Consider the following 16,930-nt stretch of genomic DNA (forward strand, 5'->3'; position numbering starts at 1 on the left):
CCGGGCCCGCTCACCGGCGTACCGATGTCCTCTTCGCCCCGGCGTCTTGTGGCGACGGGCAGTTGGGGGCCGACATGCCGCCCATGGCGTAATCGGCTCGTCGGACCGGTCGGCGGTGCAAACCTGGGCCGGTCGGCAGCGTTGTGCCACGCCGGTCGCCGCTGACTGCCGGATGGATCCGAGAGGGGCGGGGTGCGCGTTGCGTCAGGGCGCCGTGAGTCGGAACAGGTGGTCGGACGTTGTAGGCGCCGGCGCCCGTTCCGGCCGTCACCGCCCCCCACCGGCTGCGGTTCGACGAGGCCGGGGCACCGGGCCGCTTGGCGAACACTGCGTGGACACGGCCGCCCCATGGGTTCCCCCCGTGGATCGCGCCGCGGGGCGAAGGGAAGCAAGCAGCGATGACGGACGGTGGGCACAAGCCGGGCGGGATCGGGGTGGACCGGTCGGAGGGGTTCGGCGAACGACTGCTGGGTGTGCTGGTGGACCGGGCCCACGAGATGCCGCCGGAGTTGATCGCCCCACTCGTCGCGGAGGAGGTGGCCAGGGTCGGGGGGCGGGAGGTCTCCATCCTCCTGCAGGACTACGAACAGGTGCTGCTGGTGCCGCTGCCGGGCCGGAGGCTGAGGGTCGGCGGCCCCGAGTCGGTCGAGGACTCGCCCGCCGGCGAGGCGTTCCTGAGCCGCAGAACGGTGGAGGTGCCACAGGACGGCAGTGTGCGGATGTACCTGCCGCTGCTGGACGGCAGCGACCAGATCGGGGCGATGGCCGTCACCCTGGACAGGGTCGATGACGACGACCGGCGACTGCTCCGCAGACTCGCCGGTCTGGTCGCGGACATGATCGTCACCAAGGACGCCTATACCGACCTGTTCTTCCAGGCCCGCCGCAGCGCCCCGATGAGCGTGGCCGCGGAGATCCAGTGGTCGTTGCTGCCCCCGCTGTCGATGACCGTTCCCCAGGTCGAGGTGGCCGGAATCCTGGAGCCCGCCTACGACGTGGCCGGAGACAGCTTCGACTACGCCCTCAACGGCGACATCCTGCACGTGGCCATGATCGACGCGATGGGCCACGGGCTGGATGCCGCGACGATGGCGACGGTGGCCATCGGCGCCTATCGCCACACGCGACGGTCCGGCACGGATCTGTCCCAGGTGTACGCGTTCATGGACAGAGCCATCAATGACCAGTTCGGCCCCGACCACTTCGTGACCGCGCAGATGATGGTTCTGAACATCGCCACAGGCCTGCTGCGTTGGGTCAACGCCGGCCACCCGGCTCCGTTCCTGATCCGGGACCGCGCCGTGGTGGACCGGCTGGAGAGCCCGACCACGTTGCCGGTCGGCTTCGGCGGCGAGGAGCCGGTGGTCACCGAGCGGCTGCTGCGCCCCGGGGACCGGCTGCTGTGCTTCACCGACGGCCTGATCGAGGAGCACCAGGCCGGCGGGGAACAGTTCGGTGAGGAGCAGCTCGTCGAGTGGACCAACCGGATCCTCCGCGACCGCACCGAGGTACGGGCGGTGGTGCGAGCCCTCTCCCACGCCCTGAAACAGGAACGCGGCGGCACCACGAGCGACGACGCGACCATCTTCCTCATCGAATGGCGAGGCGGCGACGCCGACCATCTCGCCGTCCTCGACTGAGCCCGCGACGAAGACGCGCCGGGCCTGGGCGGGTGCGGCCACCCCAGCACGGTCTGCCGGCCGGCCGCCTCGGCCGAGTCCACGCAGGTCAAAAGCGATACGGCCGCGCAAGCGCCGCCGCTTCCCAAGCTGAGAGCGCGAGTTCGGTTCTCGTCACCCGCTCCATGATGAAACCCCAGGTCAGCGACCTGAGGTTTGTTTGTTGTCCAGGCCGCTTCAATTGCGAGACAGGACTGCTCTCCAGAAACAGGCAATCATGTGGCCGGTGTCTCGCCTGCCTTGTCTGCGACCCCGACAGCCAGCAGCGCCTCGTCCGCCGAGCCCAGGAAGTCGAGGGACTTCCTGTCGAAGACCAGACCGTGCGGCCGTCGCGCTCCTTGAAACTCAAGCCGATGCCGGAGCGGCCGGTGTAGTCCTTGGCGTCGGTGACGACCGAGACGCCCGGGATCTTCGCGGCCGCGCGGTAGAGCGCGGCGTCGGGCAGCATGTCGCCGATCTTCTCCAGCGCCGCGCTCTCCCTGGTCTGCCCCTCCCCCCTCGTGCCGGCGTAGATCTTCTTCAGCAGCGAATCGGGGTCGGTGGGCAGCGCCTGAAGCTCACGGAACGTGGTGACGTTCGGGTCGGGGCTCAGCCTCATGTCGTGAGTGCCCTTGGAGTACGAGGAGAACGGGTCCCGGGGCCGGAACGGCGGACCCACCAGCACCGTGACCCGGCGCAGTCCCGCGCGCTTGCCGTCGACGGCGGTCCAACTCGCTTCCCGCAGGATCCGGATGTCCTTCTCTGAGAACTTCATGGGGCCCTGAGTGCGGGCATAGATGTACTGGTCGTCCCTGACGCGCACGGACTTCTTCGCGGCGGCGACCTCGGCGATGCGATTGAGGAGGTCGACCGCGTCCGCATCGGTCGTGGCGGTCTTGGAGCCGGGCACGGCGGTCCAGACGGTCAGATGCTGGTCGGGGTCGGTGTCCGCGGCGAGAGTGTTGTCCGTTGCGGACGCCGACATCGTCACCCGAACAGTGGTCACACCGAAAGAGCTCACTGTCCCCGGCCCGCCCGCATTCAGCGCAGCCGCGCGAGCAGCAGATTCGGATCCGTGCGCGTGAGGTACGCCCCGCTCGCCACGTACACGGTCGAGCCCTTGACCGCCACCGAGGTCGGGTTCTCGATCCCGTCCGCCGCCGTCAGCACCGTCTGAACCGTGCCGTCCGAGCTGACGATGCTGGCCTGGTTGGTGCCGTTCTGGGCGGCCAGCACCTGGTCGCCGCGGCCGGTGAAGGTGAAGTCGTCGATCCCGGACAGGCCGGTCGCCTTGACGGTGTCCGTACCTGCCGTGCCGTCCTTGTTGATCGGTACCCGAAGCAACGTGCCGTTGCCGGTGTTGGTCACCCACACGGCGCCGTTGTGCACCTTGACACCGTTGGCCCCCAACGAGGACGTCGAGGTCGAACCGGGCTGGAAGTCGCCTCCCTGTGTCCACAGGGAGGCGGCCCTCGTCCTCAGCGACACCTTCCACACGGTGCCGGACGAGGAGTCGGTCGCGTACAGGGTGTCATGGCTCGCGTCGATCGCCAGGCCGTTCAGCACCTTCACATCGGGCATCGCCACCACCAGCACGGGAGTGCCACCGCCCGCCGGGATCCGATAGATACCGGAATGGGCGCCCGCGTTGTAGTTGACGTAGAGCGTGCCGTCGGCGGTGCGTACGATGCCGGACGCCGTCGCGCTGCCGGTGGTCGGCGCGGGAAGGGTCGCCAGTACGGTGATCGTCCCGCTCGTGGCCACCTGGGCCACCTGCCGGGACTTCTGGAACGTCACATCCGCGGCCCCGCCGGGCTCCAGCGTGATGTTCTCCGGCTGCTGCAGGGTGGCGATGTCGAAATGGACGACCTCGCGCGCATCGCTCAGTGGTGCGGTGGCACCGAAAGCGGCGCCTGTGGTTTGTGTGCAGACGGCCAGTCCGGTGAGCGTGACCGCGCTCAGCAGGAGGGAGCGGCGATAGCGGCGAAGGCGAATGGAAATGATGGCTCCCGGGTCGTTTGTGGACCGATGCGAGCAGTTGACGGGCCTGATGCTCGCAACCTTGTCTGAGAACAGTCCAGGATTCGCATGAGAAACCCGCTTATCGCCGTGCCGACCGCGCCGCCCGCTAGGGCCGGCGGATTCAGCTGATGTGCGCGAGCAGCAGATTCGGGTCCGTGGGCGTGAAGCACGCGCCGCTCGCCACGTACACGTCGCATCCTTGACCGCCACCGACGTCGGGTTCGCGTCGAAGGCCGAGTACCTTGAGACGGACAACGCCTCCGGCTCCCACCCGCCGCTTGGCGGCGCCGGTGCCGTTGCGGGTGTCGAGGATGCGCTTCGGGCTGGTGGCGACGTAGGCCGGGCCGACGGTGGTCCGGGTGGTGTCGGTGGCCGTACGTCCGTCGGAGTCGGTGAGCTGCTGGGTGACGGTGTACGTGCCGGCGACGGCGTAGGCGTGCTGCGCATAACCCTTGGAACCGGTGACGGAGACGGCCGCCGAACCGTCGCCGAAGTGATCCGGTCACTGGTGATCGGATAGCCGCAGTAACCGGAGGCGTTGAAGTGGCAGAGCGCGGTGTCCGGGAGAGCCGGGCCGGTGTGGCAGGTGAGGTTCCCGGTCAGCGGCGGAAGGGGATTGACGGAGAAGTAGGAGCTGACCTCGGTCCCCGTCCTGGTGCCGTCCGGCCGGTACACCGTGACCGTGGCGTGGATGTTGGTGCTCGTTGTGGGCTGCGTGTACGTGTGCGTGGCCGAACCGGTGGTGGATGTGGCTGTGGTGCCGTCCCCGAAGTCGAATGTGTGGCTGTAACCGTCGAGGGAGTCCGACCACGGGTCGACGAAGGCGGCCGAGAAGGTGACCGGCACGCCGACGTACACGGCCCATGACGAGCGGACGGCTATTCCGAGGGCCAGCGGGTCCTGGAACTCGACCGCGCCCCGGTCATAGGTACCGCGCGTGCCGGTGTCGGAGACGAGCGGGTCGCCGACCCGCTGCGCTCCGTGGAGGTCGGTGGAGAGCTCGCCGGGAGCGCCGGCCTCGGCCGAATCGACGGCGGCCGGCTGGACGTCACGGCGTGATGTCCACCAGGACCTTGCCGACGGCGCCGTTCTCCACCGCCCGGTGTGCGTCGGCGGTGCGGTCGAGCGGAAAGCGGACCAGTGGCAGACCGTGTTCCTCGCCGACCGGCAGGGCGCCGTCCTTCACTGCGGCGGCGACGTCCTCAACGGCCGCGGCGAGCGCCTCCGGTCCGGCTGTGTAGAGCACCAGGAACTGGAAGCGCGCGTTCAGCACCATGTTCTGCAGCACGTCCAGTTCGACCGGCCGGCCACCATCGTTGGCGTAGGTCGAGATCGTGCCGCGTGTCCGCAGCACGGCCAGGTCCAGTGCGAGGTTCGCGCCCAGCGCCACCTCGGCGACTATGTCGACGCCGTCCGGGGCGATCTTGCGGATCTCGGCGGCCGGGTCGCCCTCGCGATAGTTGATCACGTGGTGGGCCCCGGCCGCGGTGGCCAGCCGGGCCTTCTCCAGGCTGCTGACCGTGCTGATCACGGTGGCGCCGGCCCATCGGGCGAGCTGGATCACCGCGTGCCCGACCGCCCCGGCCCCGCCCGCGGCGAGCACCACCCTGCCGTCGAGCGCCCCGGGCCGCAGACGACGCGGCCCGTCCTCGGCGACGGTGAGCGCACGGTGCGCGGTGAGCGCGGGGACGCCGAGTGAGGCACCGACGTCCAAATCAGACTCGTCGGGCAGCGGCACGGCCCGTTCGGCGGGCACGACAGTGAACTCGGCGGCGGTACCGGTGGGCCGCCCGGCGGCGGCCATGAACAGCCAGACGCGCTGACCGAGCCGGCTCTGATCGATCCCCTCACCGATGGCGTCGATCGTGCCGGCGCCGTCGAGGTGCGGGGTGACCTCGGAGAAGTGCTTGGGGTGGGCGGCGCCGGAACGGGCCTGCCAGTCGGTCGGGTTGACCCCGGACACGGCGACCCGGACCCGAACCTCGCCGGGGCCGGGCGCGGGCAGGTCACGGTCGACGAGCTGAAGAACGTCGGGGCCGCCGTTGTCGCGGTAAATGATGGCCTTCATGATCCGTCCTGGTAGCTGGTGAAGAAGGGGTTCCCGGTGCGGCCGGGAGTTCCGCCAGGGGGCCCGGCGCGTGGTCGCGCCCGGGTCTCGTTGGTTCCGGTCAGCCGATGGGGACCTCGCTGGAACGGGACTCGACGGCATCGAGGCTGGCGAGGGATGCGGCGTCGAAGGTGATCTCGCCGGCCGCCATGTTCGCCTCAAGGTGGGCGGCGTCGGCGGTACCGGGGATCAGCAGCACATGTGGGGCGTGGTGCAGCAGCCAGGCGAGGCCGACCTGGGAGGCCGTGACGCCCAGGGACCCGGCCACGGCGCGCACCGCCGGTTCGTCGGTCGCCTTGGGCAGGCCCGGGAAGGCTCCGCCGAGCGGGAAGAACGGCACCCAGGCGATGCCCTGGGCCGCGCAGAGCTGCAGTATGTCCTCGTCGTCTCGGGAGACGAGGCTGTAGGCGTTCTGCACGCAGACGATGTCCGCCGGCAGGGCACGGTGCAGGCCGTCGAGGGTGATGCTGCTCAGGCCGATCGCACCGATCTTGCCCTCGTCGCGCATGGCGGTCATCACCGCGAGCTGGTCGTCGAGGTCGACGACCTGGTCGCCCTCGGGACGCAGGCCGGGGCCGGAGTCGCAACGGCGGAGGTTGACCACGGGGAGCTGTTCGACGCCGAGGCTGCGCAGGTTGTCCTCGACGCTGGCGCGCAGCTGCTCGGGCCGCTGCGCCAGACGCAACGGCCGGCGCCCGCCAGGGTCGGGGTCGGCGCCGACCTTCGTGACGACCAGGACGCTGTCCTCGGGGCGCAGCGCCTCGCGGATCACGGCGTTGGCGAAACCGAAGCCGTAGAACTCGGCGGTGTCCACATGGTCGAGGCCCAGCTCGACCGCGCGGCGCAGCAGCGCGACGGCCTCGCCGTGACGGTCGCGCAGGCGCTCAAGCTGCAACGCGCCGTAGCCGACGCGTAAGACAGTGCGGCCGGCGAACGAAGCGGTCGGGGTGGTCATGGCGCAGTCTCCTCGGTCGGTGATCGCAAAGCGGTGTACAGCAGTTCGGCCTGATAGAGCGCCATCACCCGGTGGGCGATCGGGGTGGCGCTCTCCCGAGCCATGGCCGGCTCGTGGTGCTCGACCTTGACGAGCCAGGCGGTGACGCAGTCGTGCAGCATCGCGCGCATCCGGTCGGTCATGTCGACGACGATGTCGCGGATGGCCGGATTGGTGGTCGCCTCGCCCCAGGTCTGCACGCCTACCCGGGCCTCGGCCGGGTCGATCGCTGCGATCAGGCGGGCGAGCAGTTCGTCCGGGTCGGGCGGGGTGTCGCTCGCGGCGTGCTCTCCGAGGACCTTGGCGCGCTCGGCGAGCACCCCGCGGGCGGCTGCCTGGACCAGGTCGGCCTTGTTGCGGTAGTGGGCGTAGATCGAGCCGGCCGAGAGTCCGGACTCGGCGATGATGTCGGCGATCGAGGTCCGTTCCAGGCCGTTGCGGCCGAAGCAGCGGACGGCGGCCTCGGTGATCTGGGCGCGCCGGAGTTCCTTGCGCGCGTCGGTGAGCCGCGGCATCACACCCCACAAAAAGAATCGATATTCTGCTTGCAGGGAGACACTAACAGAATGTCCGTTCCTTTTGTGGGGAGGGTGCGTCGCACGTGAACAGGCTCGGTAGTGACAGCCGAGCCTGTTCGCGGCGGGGCCGAGCGCAGGCGCGTCGGCCCGACTGGCAGTTCGGGCCGAAGGACCTCGACTGGAAGTCCCTGGACCAGCTGACCACGGACCCGGCGAAGCTGCTCCGGACTCCGCCGAGGCCCAAGAGCATTTCCCCCTTCGACCAGGCGGTCACCCTGCTCGGCGGGTCCCCGGCGAGCCCGAAACTGCGGGCAGGGCTGTTCAAGGCGATGGCGGGGCTGAAGGGCGTCAAGCTCGTCGGGACCGTCAAGGGCAGCGCCAGATCTCGGCGCCACACCCGACGACCTGCGCAGCGCAGCCCTGGCCCGGTTCGCCCTGGAGACCTCCGCCCTCGCCCAGCGCGCCGACGACCCCGAACAGACGCAGAGCTCGGCGCAGAGCTCCTGATTGGTCCGCCCGTCGGCGACCAGCCGGGCCACATCCAACTCCCGTTCCTCAACGGACCCGAGGACACCTCGTCGCTGGAGGCAGGCCGCTGCTCGCTGATCCGCTTCAGCAGCCGTACGGTCACGGACGGCGAGATCAGCGCGTCGCCGCGCGTACGGCCTCCACCAGCAGTCCGGGGCCCGCGTCCTTCAACAGGAACCCGCAGGCACCGTTGCTCAACGCCCCGTAGACATAGTCGTCCTGGTCGAACGTGGTCACGACCACCACGCCCAGCGGGGCGACGGCGGAGTGAACGTCATGGCGCCGCACGAAGCTGTGCGGCCTCGTGGCGCAGTGCCCCCACGATGGCCGTCACTTCGGAAGAGCGGTCGCGGACCGTGACGGCGACGACGGCTCGGCCGAGCCAGGCGGGGTCGTCGACTTGAACGACGCGGACTCCGGTGGGGACCGCGGCCGCGGCCACTTCGGGGAGTACCGCGATGCCGAGACCGGTGGCGACAAGGCCGAGGCGAGTGGGCCATTCGCGGGCGGTGTAGGCGATCCGCGGGTGGTCGAGGGTGGGCCAGGCGCCGAACTGGGGGTCGTCACGGAGGCCCTTGCCGACGATCCAGGGTTCGTCCCTCAGCTCGGTCACCGGGATGGTTCCGCGGCCGGCGAACCGGTGGTCGGCAGGGACGGCGAGCAGAAGGCCGCCGTCGAGGAGCAGGTCGCGGCGCAGGCCCTCGAAATCGTAGGCGGGCAGGTCCGGTCCCACGCCGATCACCGCCACTCGGGTGATCGTTTCCAAGGCGGGCCAGTGTCCTGGGGACGAGCACGGCGGCGGCCGAGGGGAACGCCGCGATCGCGACTCGTCCGGTGACGTGGTCCTGCAGTCCGGCGAGGTCTGTGCTGACGGCGTCGATCTCGTTGAGGGCCGTCGCGGCTCGGCGGGCGAGCATCAGGCCCGCGGGAGAGGGAGCCACCCCGCGTGGGCCCCGGACGAACAGCGGTGCGCTCGCGGCGGCTTCCATCGCCGCCGCCTGACGGGACACCGCTGACTGCGTGTATCCGAGTGCGTCGGCCGCAGCGATGAACGATCCGGTGTCGACCACTGCCTGGACGACGCGGAGACCGGTGAGGGTGAAGTCGGCCACGCTTATGCCTCGGCGCTTGGCGGGTCTCCACTCGTGGAGTGGCGCACCTCGATCGGGCCACGTGCGGCGAGGCTCAGCGTGGGCGGTGGCGGCGCCAGGATGTCGACCGGGCTCGGCCCCTTCTACGCAGCGAGTCCCCTCGGCGGCAATCGACGGCGTACCAGTACGCGGCGTACGACACGATCTCGTACGGTCGCCCCCTCAGTCGCGCAACTGGACCGGGCTCGCCGTCAGGCGGAGCGGGCTCAGCAGTGGCCCATTGCGGTCAGTCCGACGTCACATCAGGTGGATCGGCCGGCGGTCGAATGAGCCCTCCACCCATGGGTGGAGCGTCGTCGTCAGTGATGGTGCTCGCCGTGCCCGCCCCCTGCTGGATGCCCGTGTTGCGTGTGGGGGTCGTGATCGTGACCGGTGTCCGGTGATCCGCCCATCATGCGAAGCATCGACAGGCCGCCGGTACGGAAGAACCGTGCGAGGAGGGCGGCGGCGAGGAGGAGGAAGGCGATGTTCAGCCAGGTGGTGTAGTTCCAGGAGACGCCTTCCATGGGGATCTTCGCGTGGCTGCGGTCGGGGACGAGGCCGAGTCCGCCGAAGGCGAATTCGACGACGTATCCGGCGGTGACCATCGCGATGTAGAAGGTGCCCAGGAGGAAGAGGGCCATCCTGGCGCCGTAGTACTTCCGGTAGATGTTCAGGATCGGCAGGATCAGCAGGTCCGCGAAGATGAACGCCACCACGCCGCCGAAGCTGATGCCGCCCTTCCAGAGCACCACCGCCAGCGGCACGTTGCCGATGGAGCACACGAACGACGCCATCGCCACCAGCGGGCCGATGACAGGGCCCCACAGCCTGGCCGCGAGCGGGTGGCCGTCGAAGAAGAAGACACGCCAGAACGCATCGGGCACCCAGGCGGCGATGGCACCGGCGATGAACAGGCCGACGACCAGGTCGCGCAGGATCGCCGCCCACTCCATGACGAAGACGTGCGCCGTGGCGGTGAATCCCTCGCGGGAGAGCAGCCGAGAAGTGAAGGAGCCTTCGCGCTGGACCGACATGTCCATCGCGGCGTGCCCCTCCATCGACCCGGCCAGCCCCCTCTCTGCCTGCTCGCGGGCCTGACGCAGCAGTTTGTCGCGCAGGAGCAGGCGGAACAGTACGGCCAGCACGACGATCATGATCGGGCCGCCCGCGAATTCGGCGGCGGTGAACTGCCAGCCCATCAACAGCGCGAGGATCACGCCGAGTTCGACGACGAGGTTGGTGGAGGCGATCTCGAAGGCCATCGCGGCGGTGAAGTTCGCGCCCTTGCGGAACAGCGAGCGCGCCAGCGCCACCGCGGCGTAGGAGCACGAGGAGGAGGCGGCGCCGAGGCCGGCGGCGACGGCGAGAGTGCGGGGCCGGTCGTCGCCGAGAAGGGAGACGATCGTGGACTTGCGGACCACGGCCTGGACGACGGCGGACAGGGCGAAGCCCAGGATCAGGGCCCAGGTGATCTCCCAGGTCATGGATCCCGTGATCGACAGTGCGTGCAGGACGGCGTGCATCTGTGAAGCCTTCCCTTCCCGGAGCGGCGTACGGGTCACGACACGCGGCACCGCCGGGCGTCAGCCGATGCGCAGAGTCAGGGCGGCGGGGTGGAGCTTGCCACCGGTCTGGAACTGGAGGGACAGTCGCCAGTTGCCCGAGGTGGGCAGCTCGGCGTGGAAGGTCAGGTCCGGGCCGCCGTTGTCACCGGTGACCTCTCACAAAACAGCGCCGGCGAGCGGCGATGTTCCACCCCGGGCATGGGGGCGGGCGCGCCGGGCAATCGTTTCTGTTGTGAGCGGACCTGATCTTCCCTGGCTGGGTGTACCGCTGGAGCACGGCCCCTGGGTCGCGGCCCTCGCGGCGCTGGCGGTCACACCGGGTGGTCTGTGGGTGCTGGCGCTGGTGCTGGAGCGCCGTCTGATGGGTTTTCGCACCGGGTTCGTGGCGGTGCTGCTCGGCGATCCGCTGCTGGCCGCGGCGGTCGGGCTGGGGGTGTGGCGGATGGGTGCGATGCCGCCGAGCGGGCCCGCCGGCCCGTGGTGGGCACTGGCGTCCGCCGGCGGCTGGCTGGTCTTCGGTCTGGTGCAGTGGTACGGGGAGCTGCGGTCGGGATTCTTCACCCGTCAGCAGGCGGTCGCCCCCACCAAGATCTGGCATCAAGTGGTCGTCTACCCGCTGCTCGGATACTGGCTGTGGACGGCCGGGGTCGGCGGCCTGCTGGTGCCCGGAGCGCGCCCCGTCGATGTCGCCGCACGCGTGGTGATCGTGGTGTGCGTCGGAGGCTGGGCGCTGATCAACGGCTACGACCGGCACCGCCCGAAGCTGGGCCATCCGCCGTACGACTGGCGACGGCTTCGCCCCCACCCACGGCCCTGGCCCACCTCGTCCCTCACCCTGCGCTCCTACCTCACCGCCATCGCCATCGACACCGCCATCGCCACCGGCATCGACGCCGAAGAGGGTACCGGCCGCTGCTGACGGACACCGGTGCGGCGGGCCGGGAGTCACGGGGCCGGCGTGTCCTGATCGTCCGGGGCGGGGGAGGACTGGGTCGCGCCAGCGGCGCGACGGTGGAGCAGGTGGCGTGCGGCTACGACGGCGAGGGCGAGGCCCGCCGCGGCGAGCAGGTACAGCTCGTACCGCTGGATGGCCGGGTACAGGGTGCCGATGTGGTCTCCGGCGGCGTAGCCGAGGGTCACCCAGACACCCACCCACAACCCCGCTCCCAGCGCGTTGAAGGCGAGGAACCGGCGCCAGGGCATCTCGCTCAGCCCTGCGATGATGCCGTTGGCCTGGCGCAGTCCCTCGATGAAACGGGCGACGGTGATGACCTTGCCGCCGTGCCGGGTGAAGAACGCCTCGGCCTTGGCGACACGTGCCGGGGTGAGCAGCACGTAGCGGCCGTAGCGCGTCACGAGGCGGTGGCCGCCGTACCGGCCGATGACGTAGCCGATGTTGTCGCCGCAGACGGCGGCGAGTACCGCGATCACGGCGACCGCGAGGACGTTCAGCCGACCCGCTCCGGCGTAGACGGCGGCGGCGATCAGCACCGTCTCCCCGGGGACCGGCACGCCGAAGTCCTCCAGGAAGAGCAGGCCGCCGACCGCCGCGTAACCCCAGTGGTCAAGGAGTGGGGCGAGGGCGGCGAATACGCCGGGCAACGGAGGTGCGGTCATCGTGGATCACCTCTGGAACCGAGGCTACCGGGCGGACTGGGCGGTGGTGCCGGGCACGGCAACCGTCAGCCAAATCTACTACCTGTTGTAGAAGTGAGGTCGGTGGACCGGCGGCCTGTTGGCCGGATCACGCCCGTTTCGTCAGCCCGCGACCGGGCGCCTCACGGGGCGGAGCCGGGGGCCGGAAGGCCCTGACCACCGGGGGCGGGAGGTCCCCTGACCCCGGCCACCGCGCTCGGCGCCGCCCGCCGCGGTAGCCGGGGGCGGGAGGTCCCCTGAGGCGGTGGTGAACCCGGCCGCGTACAGCGGCCACATCTGGCGGGCGGGCGCCGGCTGCACCGTAGGGGCCTGGCTCATCCGTCGTCCTCCGGTGTCCGGTGCAGGGCCGCGGCGGTGAGGCGGTCGACGGGGTCAGGCGTTCAGCACCCCGGTGGTCAGCAGGCCCAGCAGTGCCACGCCGATGATGATGCGGTAGATCACGAAGGCGTTGAAAGAGTGTCGCGCCACGAACTTCAGCAGCCACGCGATCGAGCCGTAGGCGACCACGAAGGAGACGGCGGTGCCCACGGCCAGCGGTACGGCACCGACCCCGGCGCCCACGGCGTCCTTCAGCTCGTACAGGCCGGCGCCGGTCAGGGCGGGGATGCCGAGGAAGAAGGACAGCCGCGTGGCCGCCACCCGGTCCAGGTCCAGGACGAGCGCCGTGGACATGGTCGCGCCGGAGCGGGAGAAACCGGGGAAGAGCAGCGCCAGGATCTGCGAACTGCCGACCAGCATCGCGTCCTTGAAGGTGGTGTCGTCCTCGCCGCGCTTGTGCCGGCCCATCTGGTCGGCCGCCCACATCACGCCGGACCCGACGATCAGCGAACCGGCGACCACCCAGAGCGAGCCGAGTGGCCCCTCGACCAGCTTCTTGGCGGCCAGGCCGACCACCACGATCGGGATGGTGGCGTATACCACCCACCAGGCGAACTTGTAGTCGTGGTGGTAACGCTCCTCCTTGTTGACGAGGCCGCGGCCCCAGGCGGAGACGATCCGCGTGATGTCCTTGAAGAAGTAGCAGAGCACGGCGGCGATGGCGCCGACCTGGATGACGGCGGTGAAGCCGACCACGGAGGGGTCGTTGATCGGGATGTTCATGAGCCCCTCGGTGATCTTCAGGTGCCCGGTGGAGGAGACGGGCAGGAACTCGGTCACCCCCTCGACGATTCCGAGGACGACGGCCTGACCGAGGCTGATGGCGCTCATCGGGGTCCTTTTCTGCGGTGGGTGGGTGAAGGTGTCGGTGGTCGGCGGAGAACGGTGGAGTTGCCGCCCGGGCGGGTACGGGTTTCAGCGGCGCAGTCGGTGCAGGGCCCGGCCTGCCCAGCCGCGCCAACGGGCCTTGGCGCGTTGCTGGGCGCGGGAGCTGCGCGTGGCGGTGAGTTCGGCGAACAGGTCCTCGTAGACCTTCGCGACCCGCTCGGGGTCGAAGCGGTGGGAGGTTTGACGGGCGGCTCGGCCCATGCGGCGGCGGCCGGGTTCGTCGGCGATCAGGTCGAGCAGCGCGGTGGCCAGCGCCTGCCGGTCGCCCATGGGGACGAGGCGGCCGTCGACGCCGTCGTGGATGATCTCGGCGGGGCCGAGGGGGCAGTCGGTGGCGACGACCGGGACGCCGCACCGCATGGCCTCGACCAGGGTCATGCCGAAGGACTCGGCGTCGGAGGCGGAGGCGACGACGGACGCCTTGGCGAACTCCGCCTCGATCGGCGAGGCCACGCCCATCAGGACCGCCCGGCCGTCCAGCTCATGGTCGTCGATCAGCCGTTGCAGGCGTTCCTTCTCGGTGCCGGCACCGTAGATGCGCAGGGTCCAGTCGGGGTGCTCGGCGGCGACCTCGGTGAACGCCTCGATGAGCAGGTCGAACCGCTTGCCGCGGGCCAGACGTCCGGCCGCGGCGATGACCTTGGCGCTGCCGTCCGCGGGCGGCAGGCCGGAGTCGGGCACAGCGTTGGGAATCGCCAGGACCCTGACCCCCGGCAGGCGCATCCTCGCCCGGTAGACGGTGGCGTCCGCCTCCGTGGTGGTGACCACCGCGTCCAAGTCGCGGTAGTGGCGGGCGAGTTGGGCGCGCAGCTTCGTGCTGTGGCGGTCGTGGGTGAGGTGTTCCTGGGCGATGCGCAGGGCGTGGGGCGGGGCGAAGCGGGCCAGGTAGACGTTGATGCCGGGCCGGGTGCCGATCAGCACATCCGCGTCGCAGTCCCGCAGGTACTGCTCGACGCGCCGGTCGGTGAGGCGGCTGTACTGGTGATAGCGCTGCTCGGCCGCGGGGAAGGCCAGGGAGGGTTCCTGCAGCAGCGGATCGGCCAGGTCGGCGGAGCCCTTGCGCACGTCGACCAGGGGCACCACCGTCAGCCGCGGATCGATGCCGAACCTGGTTTGGGTGCGGTGCCGCCGGACGGACACGATCGTCACCTCGTGGCGGTCGGCGAGCGCCGCGGCGAGGTTGAGGGTGGTGCGGTTGGTGCCGCCGATCCCGTAGATGTCGTGGATCAGGAACGTGATCTTCATGCCGCGTGCCTTCGGGCCGGCTCTGCCGCGCGGCCGCGGCGGCGGGCGCGCAGTACTTCCAGGACCAGCGGCAGCAGGGAGACGGCGACGATGACACCCACCAGGGGGAGCAGATAGCGGTCGACGTTCGGGATGCTCGACCCCAGGGCGTATCCGCCGAGCACCAGGCCGACCGTCCACACCAGGCCGCCGACGGTCTGCCAGAGTGCGAACGTGCGCGCGGGCACCTGCACGATCCCGGCGAGCGGGTTGAGCACGGTCCGTACGACCGGGATGAAGCGGGCGAGCACGATCGCCTTGCCGTGGCCGTAGCGGGCGAGGAGGTCCTCGGCGCGGGCGATGCCGTCGAGCAGATGCCGGTTGCGGCTGCGGCCGAGCAGCGTGCGCCCGGCCCGGCGGCCGAGGAGATAGCCGGTCTGGGCGCCGAGCAGCGCGCCGGAGACGGCCGCGGCCAGCACTGAGGGCAGGGCGAGGTGCACGCTGCCGGCGCCGCTTGTCGTTGCCAGCAGGCCGGCGGTGAACAGCAGCGAGTCGCCGGGCAGGAAGAAACCGATCAGCAGGCCGGTCTCGGCGAACAGCACCAGGAAGACGCCCGCGGCGCCGAGTGCCGTGAGCACCGAGGTGGCATCCAGCGGATTGAGTGCCTGAAGCACCTGGGATCCTTTCCTGCCTCTGCTGTCCTCGGGCCCGGCCGCATGGCACACTCGGACGACGACAGCATTTACACGGCAGTAGAAGTTTTACACGACTGTAGAAGACGGGCGGGAGAACGACAAACCCATGGGCGCCCACACAGAGGGACGCGGCCCCAAGCGGGCCAACGGCGTGCGTGAAGCCGAGATTCTCACTCTGCTGCAGCGGGCCGAGGGCGCGCTGACCCCCGGGGAGGTCGCCGAGCGGCTCGGCGACGACCTGTCGTACAGCAGCGTGGTGACGATCCTCACCCGTATGCACACCAAGGGACTGCTCGCCCGCACCCCCCGAGGCCGGGCCTACGCCTATGCCCCCGTCACCGACGAGGCAGGCTTCGCCGCCCGCCGTATGCGCACCGTCCTGGAGGAGCGGCCCGACCGCGAGGCCGTCCTCGCCCGCTTCGCCGACGGCCTGTCCGGCGCGGACGCCGAGCTGCTGCGCCAGCTGCTGGGCCCCGACCCCCACCCCGGCCAGTAGGAAAGGGGCCGCGCGGATGCATGTCGCCGTCTACCTGCCGCTGCTGCTCTCGCTCGTCGCCCCGCTCGGTGCCCGCCCGCTGGCCGAACGCTGCGAGCCCTGCCTCGCCACCTGGCTGCTCGCTGCCCTGGCCCTGGTCCTGGGCGCGGCGAGCACGACCTCCCTGGGCCTGCTGGCCGTCGCCGGCCTGATCCGCATCCCGCAACTCGCCGCTCTCGGCCACTGGTCCGCGCTCACCGCCCAGCGCGACGACCCGGCCGAGCTCTACATCTCGCTGATCGCCGGCCTGCTGCTCGGCGGCGCCGTGCTCATGGCCGCCCGGATGCTGTGGCGACGCGCCCGCTCCCTGGCCGCCGCCGCATGGGAGGCCGCCTGCATGCCCGCGCGCGACGGCCTGGTCATCGTCGACGACGACACCCCGGACGCCTACGCCATCCCCGGACTGCCCGGCCGGGTCGTCGTCTCCACCGCCATGCTGCACACCCTGGACGAGACCGAGCACGACGTCCTGCTCGCCCACGAACGTGCCCACCTGACCGCCCACCACTACGCCTTCGTCGCCCTCGCCCAGCTCGGCGCAGCCGCCAACCCCCTGCTGCGCCCCCTCGCCACCGCCGTCACCTACACCATCGAACGCTGGGCCGACGAGAACGCGGCCGCCTCGACCGGTGACCGCAAGCGGGTCGCCCGTACCGTCGGCAAGGCCGCCCTCGCCGCCCACCGCACCCCGGCCCTCGCCCGCACCGCGGGCGCCGCCCTCGGCATCCTCGGCCGGCGTGGCCGATCCGCCGGCGCCGGCCCGGTTCCCCGCCGCGTGGCCGCGCTTCTCGCGCCACCGCTGGGACGTCACCCGGCCCTCACCGCGGCAACCGCGGCCGTCCTGACCGCCGCGACGCTCGCCACCGCCGAGGCCACCCACGACCTCCACCACCTGCTGAAGACCGTCGGCGTCGGCTGAGCGCTCCGCCGGAGGTGCCCCACTCTGCCGTCGGTCGCCTGCGGCACCACCGTGGCCGCTCGCGCCCCCGAGTTCTCGGCTGCGTCCGAACCGGGCGAGGACCCCACCGC

Annotated in this window: 16 protein-coding genes and 2 pseudogenes; 5 read left to right on the top strand and 13 right to left on the bottom strand. The window is 70.8% G+C overall.

Going from position 1 to position 16,930, the window contains the following annotated elements; all coding sequences use genetic code 11:
• The first annotated feature begins 398 nt into the window (after nucleotides 1-398).
• Entirely contained in the window at nucleotides 399-1,640 is a 1,242-nt protein-coding gene (locus ACZ7OO_RS12310) for a PP2C family protein-serine/threonine phosphatase (protein WP_471504085.1), read from the top strand.
• Nucleotides 1,641-1,728: 88 nt separating this feature from the next.
• Here ACZ7OO_RS12310 and ACZ7OO_RS12315 read toward each other — a convergent pair whose 3' ends face one another.
• Together ACZ7OO_RS12315 and ACZ7OO_RS12320 are read right to left on the bottom strand one after the other, a co-directional pair.
• On the bottom strand, nucleotides 1,729-2,643 hold the full coding sequence (locus tag ACZ7OO_RS12315; protein ID WP_471504264.1) for a CU044_5270 family protein: 915 nt from the start codon (nucleotides 2,641-2,643) through the stop codon (nucleotides 1,729-1,731).
• Between the two features lie 56 nt (nucleotides 2,644-2,699).
• On the bottom strand, nucleotides 2,700-3,455 hold the full coding sequence (locus tag ACZ7OO_RS12320; RefSeq protein ID WP_471504086.1) for an SMP-30/gluconolactonase/LRE family protein: 756 nt from the start codon (nucleotides 3,453-3,455) through the stop codon (nucleotides 2,700-2,702).
• 424 nt (nucleotides 3,456-3,879) lie between these two features.
• On the opposite strand from ACZ7OO_RS12320, the gene ACZ7OO_RS12325 reads away from it, so the two are divergent.
• Nucleotides 3,880-4,200 (top strand): hypothetical protein, encoded by a 321-nt coding sequence (locus ACZ7OO_RS12325; protein ID WP_471504088.1) that lies wholly within the window; start codon nucleotides 3,880-3,882, stop codon nucleotides 4,198-4,200.
• A gap of 528 nt (nucleotides 4,201-4,728) precedes the next feature.
• Here the strand turns inward: ACZ7OO_RS12325 and ACZ7OO_RS12330 are convergent.
• The 7 genes and pseudogenes from ACZ7OO_RS12330 to ACZ7OO_RS12360 all read right to left on the bottom strand — a co-directional run bounded on the left by ACZ7OO_RS12330 (nucleotide 4,729) and on the right by ACZ7OO_RS12360 (nucleotide 10,483).
• A complete protein-coding gene (locus ACZ7OO_RS12330; RefSeq protein ID WP_471504090.1) occupies nucleotides 4,729-5,748 on the bottom strand; it encodes an NADPH:quinone reductase in 1,020 nt (339 codons plus the stop codon).
• A gap of 100 nt (nucleotides 5,749-5,848) precedes the next feature.
• On the bottom strand, nucleotides 5,849-6,742 hold the full coding sequence (locus ACZ7OO_RS12335; protein WP_471504092.1) for an aldo/keto reductase: 894 nt from the start codon (nucleotides 6,740-6,742) through the stop codon (nucleotides 5,849-5,851).
• Nucleotides 6,739-7,296 (bottom strand): TetR/AcrR family transcriptional regulator, encoded by a 558-nt coding sequence (locus tag ACZ7OO_RS12340; RefSeq protein ID WP_471504094.1) that lies wholly within the window; start codon nucleotides 7,294-7,296, stop codon nucleotides 6,739-6,741. Before ACZ7OO_RS12340 ends, ACZ7OO_RS12335 begins: the two co-directional genes overlap by 4 nt.
• A gap of 482 nt (nucleotides 7,297-7,778) precedes the next feature.
• Nucleotides 7,779-8,082 (bottom strand): annotated as a pseudogene (locus tag ACZ7OO_RS12345) (transcriptional regulator); the annotation flags it as partial.
• Between the two features lie 19 nt (nucleotides 8,083-8,101).
• Complete coding sequence (locus tag ACZ7OO_RS12350) at nucleotides 8,102-8,593, bottom strand: LysR substrate-binding domain-containing protein (RefSeq protein WP_471504096.1); 492 nt, start codon at nucleotides 8,591-8,593, stop codon at nucleotides 8,102-8,104.
• A 214-nt stretch (nucleotides 8,594-8,807) separates the two neighbouring features.
• Nucleotides 8,808-8,939, bottom strand: a pseudogene (locus tag ACZ7OO_RS12355) (helix-turn-helix domain-containing protein); the annotation flags it as partial.
• A gap of 338 nt (nucleotides 8,940-9,277) precedes the next feature.
• Nucleotides 9,278-10,483, bottom strand: coding sequence for a permease (locus ACZ7OO_RS12360; RefSeq protein WP_471504098.1), 1,206 nt, complete (start codon nucleotides 10,481-10,483; stop codon nucleotides 9,278-9,280).
• 274 nt (nucleotides 10,484-10,757) lie between these two features.
• Here ACZ7OO_RS12360 and ACZ7OO_RS12365 point away from each other — a divergent pair, with 274 nt between their 5' ends.
• Nucleotides 10,758-11,444 carry a hypothetical protein gene (locus ACZ7OO_RS12365; protein WP_471504100.1) on the top strand — a complete coding sequence of 229 codons (687 nt, stop codon included), beginning with the start codon at nucleotides 10,758-10,760 and terminating at the stop codon, nucleotides 11,442-11,444.
• A gap of 26 nt (nucleotides 11,445-11,470) precedes the next feature.
• Here ACZ7OO_RS12365 and ACZ7OO_RS12370 read toward each other — a convergent pair whose 3' ends face one another.
• From ACZ7OO_RS12370 to ACZ7OO_RS12385, 4 genes are all read right to left on the bottom strand, one after another.
• Nucleotides 11,471-12,142, bottom strand: a complete 672-nt coding sequence (locus tag ACZ7OO_RS12370) for a DedA family protein (RefSeq protein ID WP_471504101.1) — start codon at nucleotides 12,140-12,142, stop codon at nucleotides 11,471-11,473.
• 411 nt (nucleotides 12,143-12,553) lie between these two features.
• Nucleotides 12,554-13,390 carry an undecaprenyl-diphosphate phosphatase gene (locus tag ACZ7OO_RS12375; RefSeq protein WP_471504103.1) on the bottom strand — a complete coding sequence of 279 codons (837 nt, stop codon included), beginning with the start codon at nucleotides 13,388-13,390 and terminating at the stop codon, nucleotides 12,554-12,556.
• A gap of 84 nt (nucleotides 13,391-13,474) precedes the next feature.
• Nucleotides 13,475-14,692, bottom strand: coding sequence for a glycosyltransferase family 4 protein (locus tag ACZ7OO_RS12380; protein WP_471504105.1), 1,218 nt, complete (start codon nucleotides 14,690-14,692; stop codon nucleotides 13,475-13,477).
• Nucleotides 14,689-15,345 (bottom strand): DedA family protein, encoded by a 657-nt coding sequence (locus tag ACZ7OO_RS12385; RefSeq protein ID WP_471504107.1) that lies wholly within the window; start codon nucleotides 15,343-15,345, stop codon nucleotides 14,689-14,691. The genes ACZ7OO_RS12380 and ACZ7OO_RS12385 overlap by 4 nt, the downstream gene beginning before the upstream one ends.
• Nucleotides 15,346-15,472: 127 nt before the next feature.
• Here ACZ7OO_RS12385 and ACZ7OO_RS12390 point away from each other — a divergent pair, with 127 nt between their 5' ends.
• Both ACZ7OO_RS12390 and ACZ7OO_RS12395 read left to right on the top strand, forming a co-directional pair.
• The gene (locus ACZ7OO_RS12390) at nucleotides 15,473-15,862 is read left to right on the top strand and encodes a BlaI/MecI/CopY family transcriptional regulator (protein WP_471504109.1); all 390 of its coding nucleotides are present in this window, start codon (nucleotides 15,473-15,475) and stop codon (nucleotides 15,860-15,862) included.
• Between the two features lie 16 nt (nucleotides 15,863-15,878).
• Complete coding sequence (locus ACZ7OO_RS12395; protein WP_471504111.1) at nucleotides 15,879-16,820, top strand: M56 family metallopeptidase; 942 nt, start codon at nucleotides 15,879-15,881, stop codon at nucleotides 16,818-16,820.
• Nucleotides 16,821-16,930 lie beyond the last annotated feature (110 nt).

Source organism: Streptomyces sp. NPDC111744 (genome assembly GCF_055634995.1).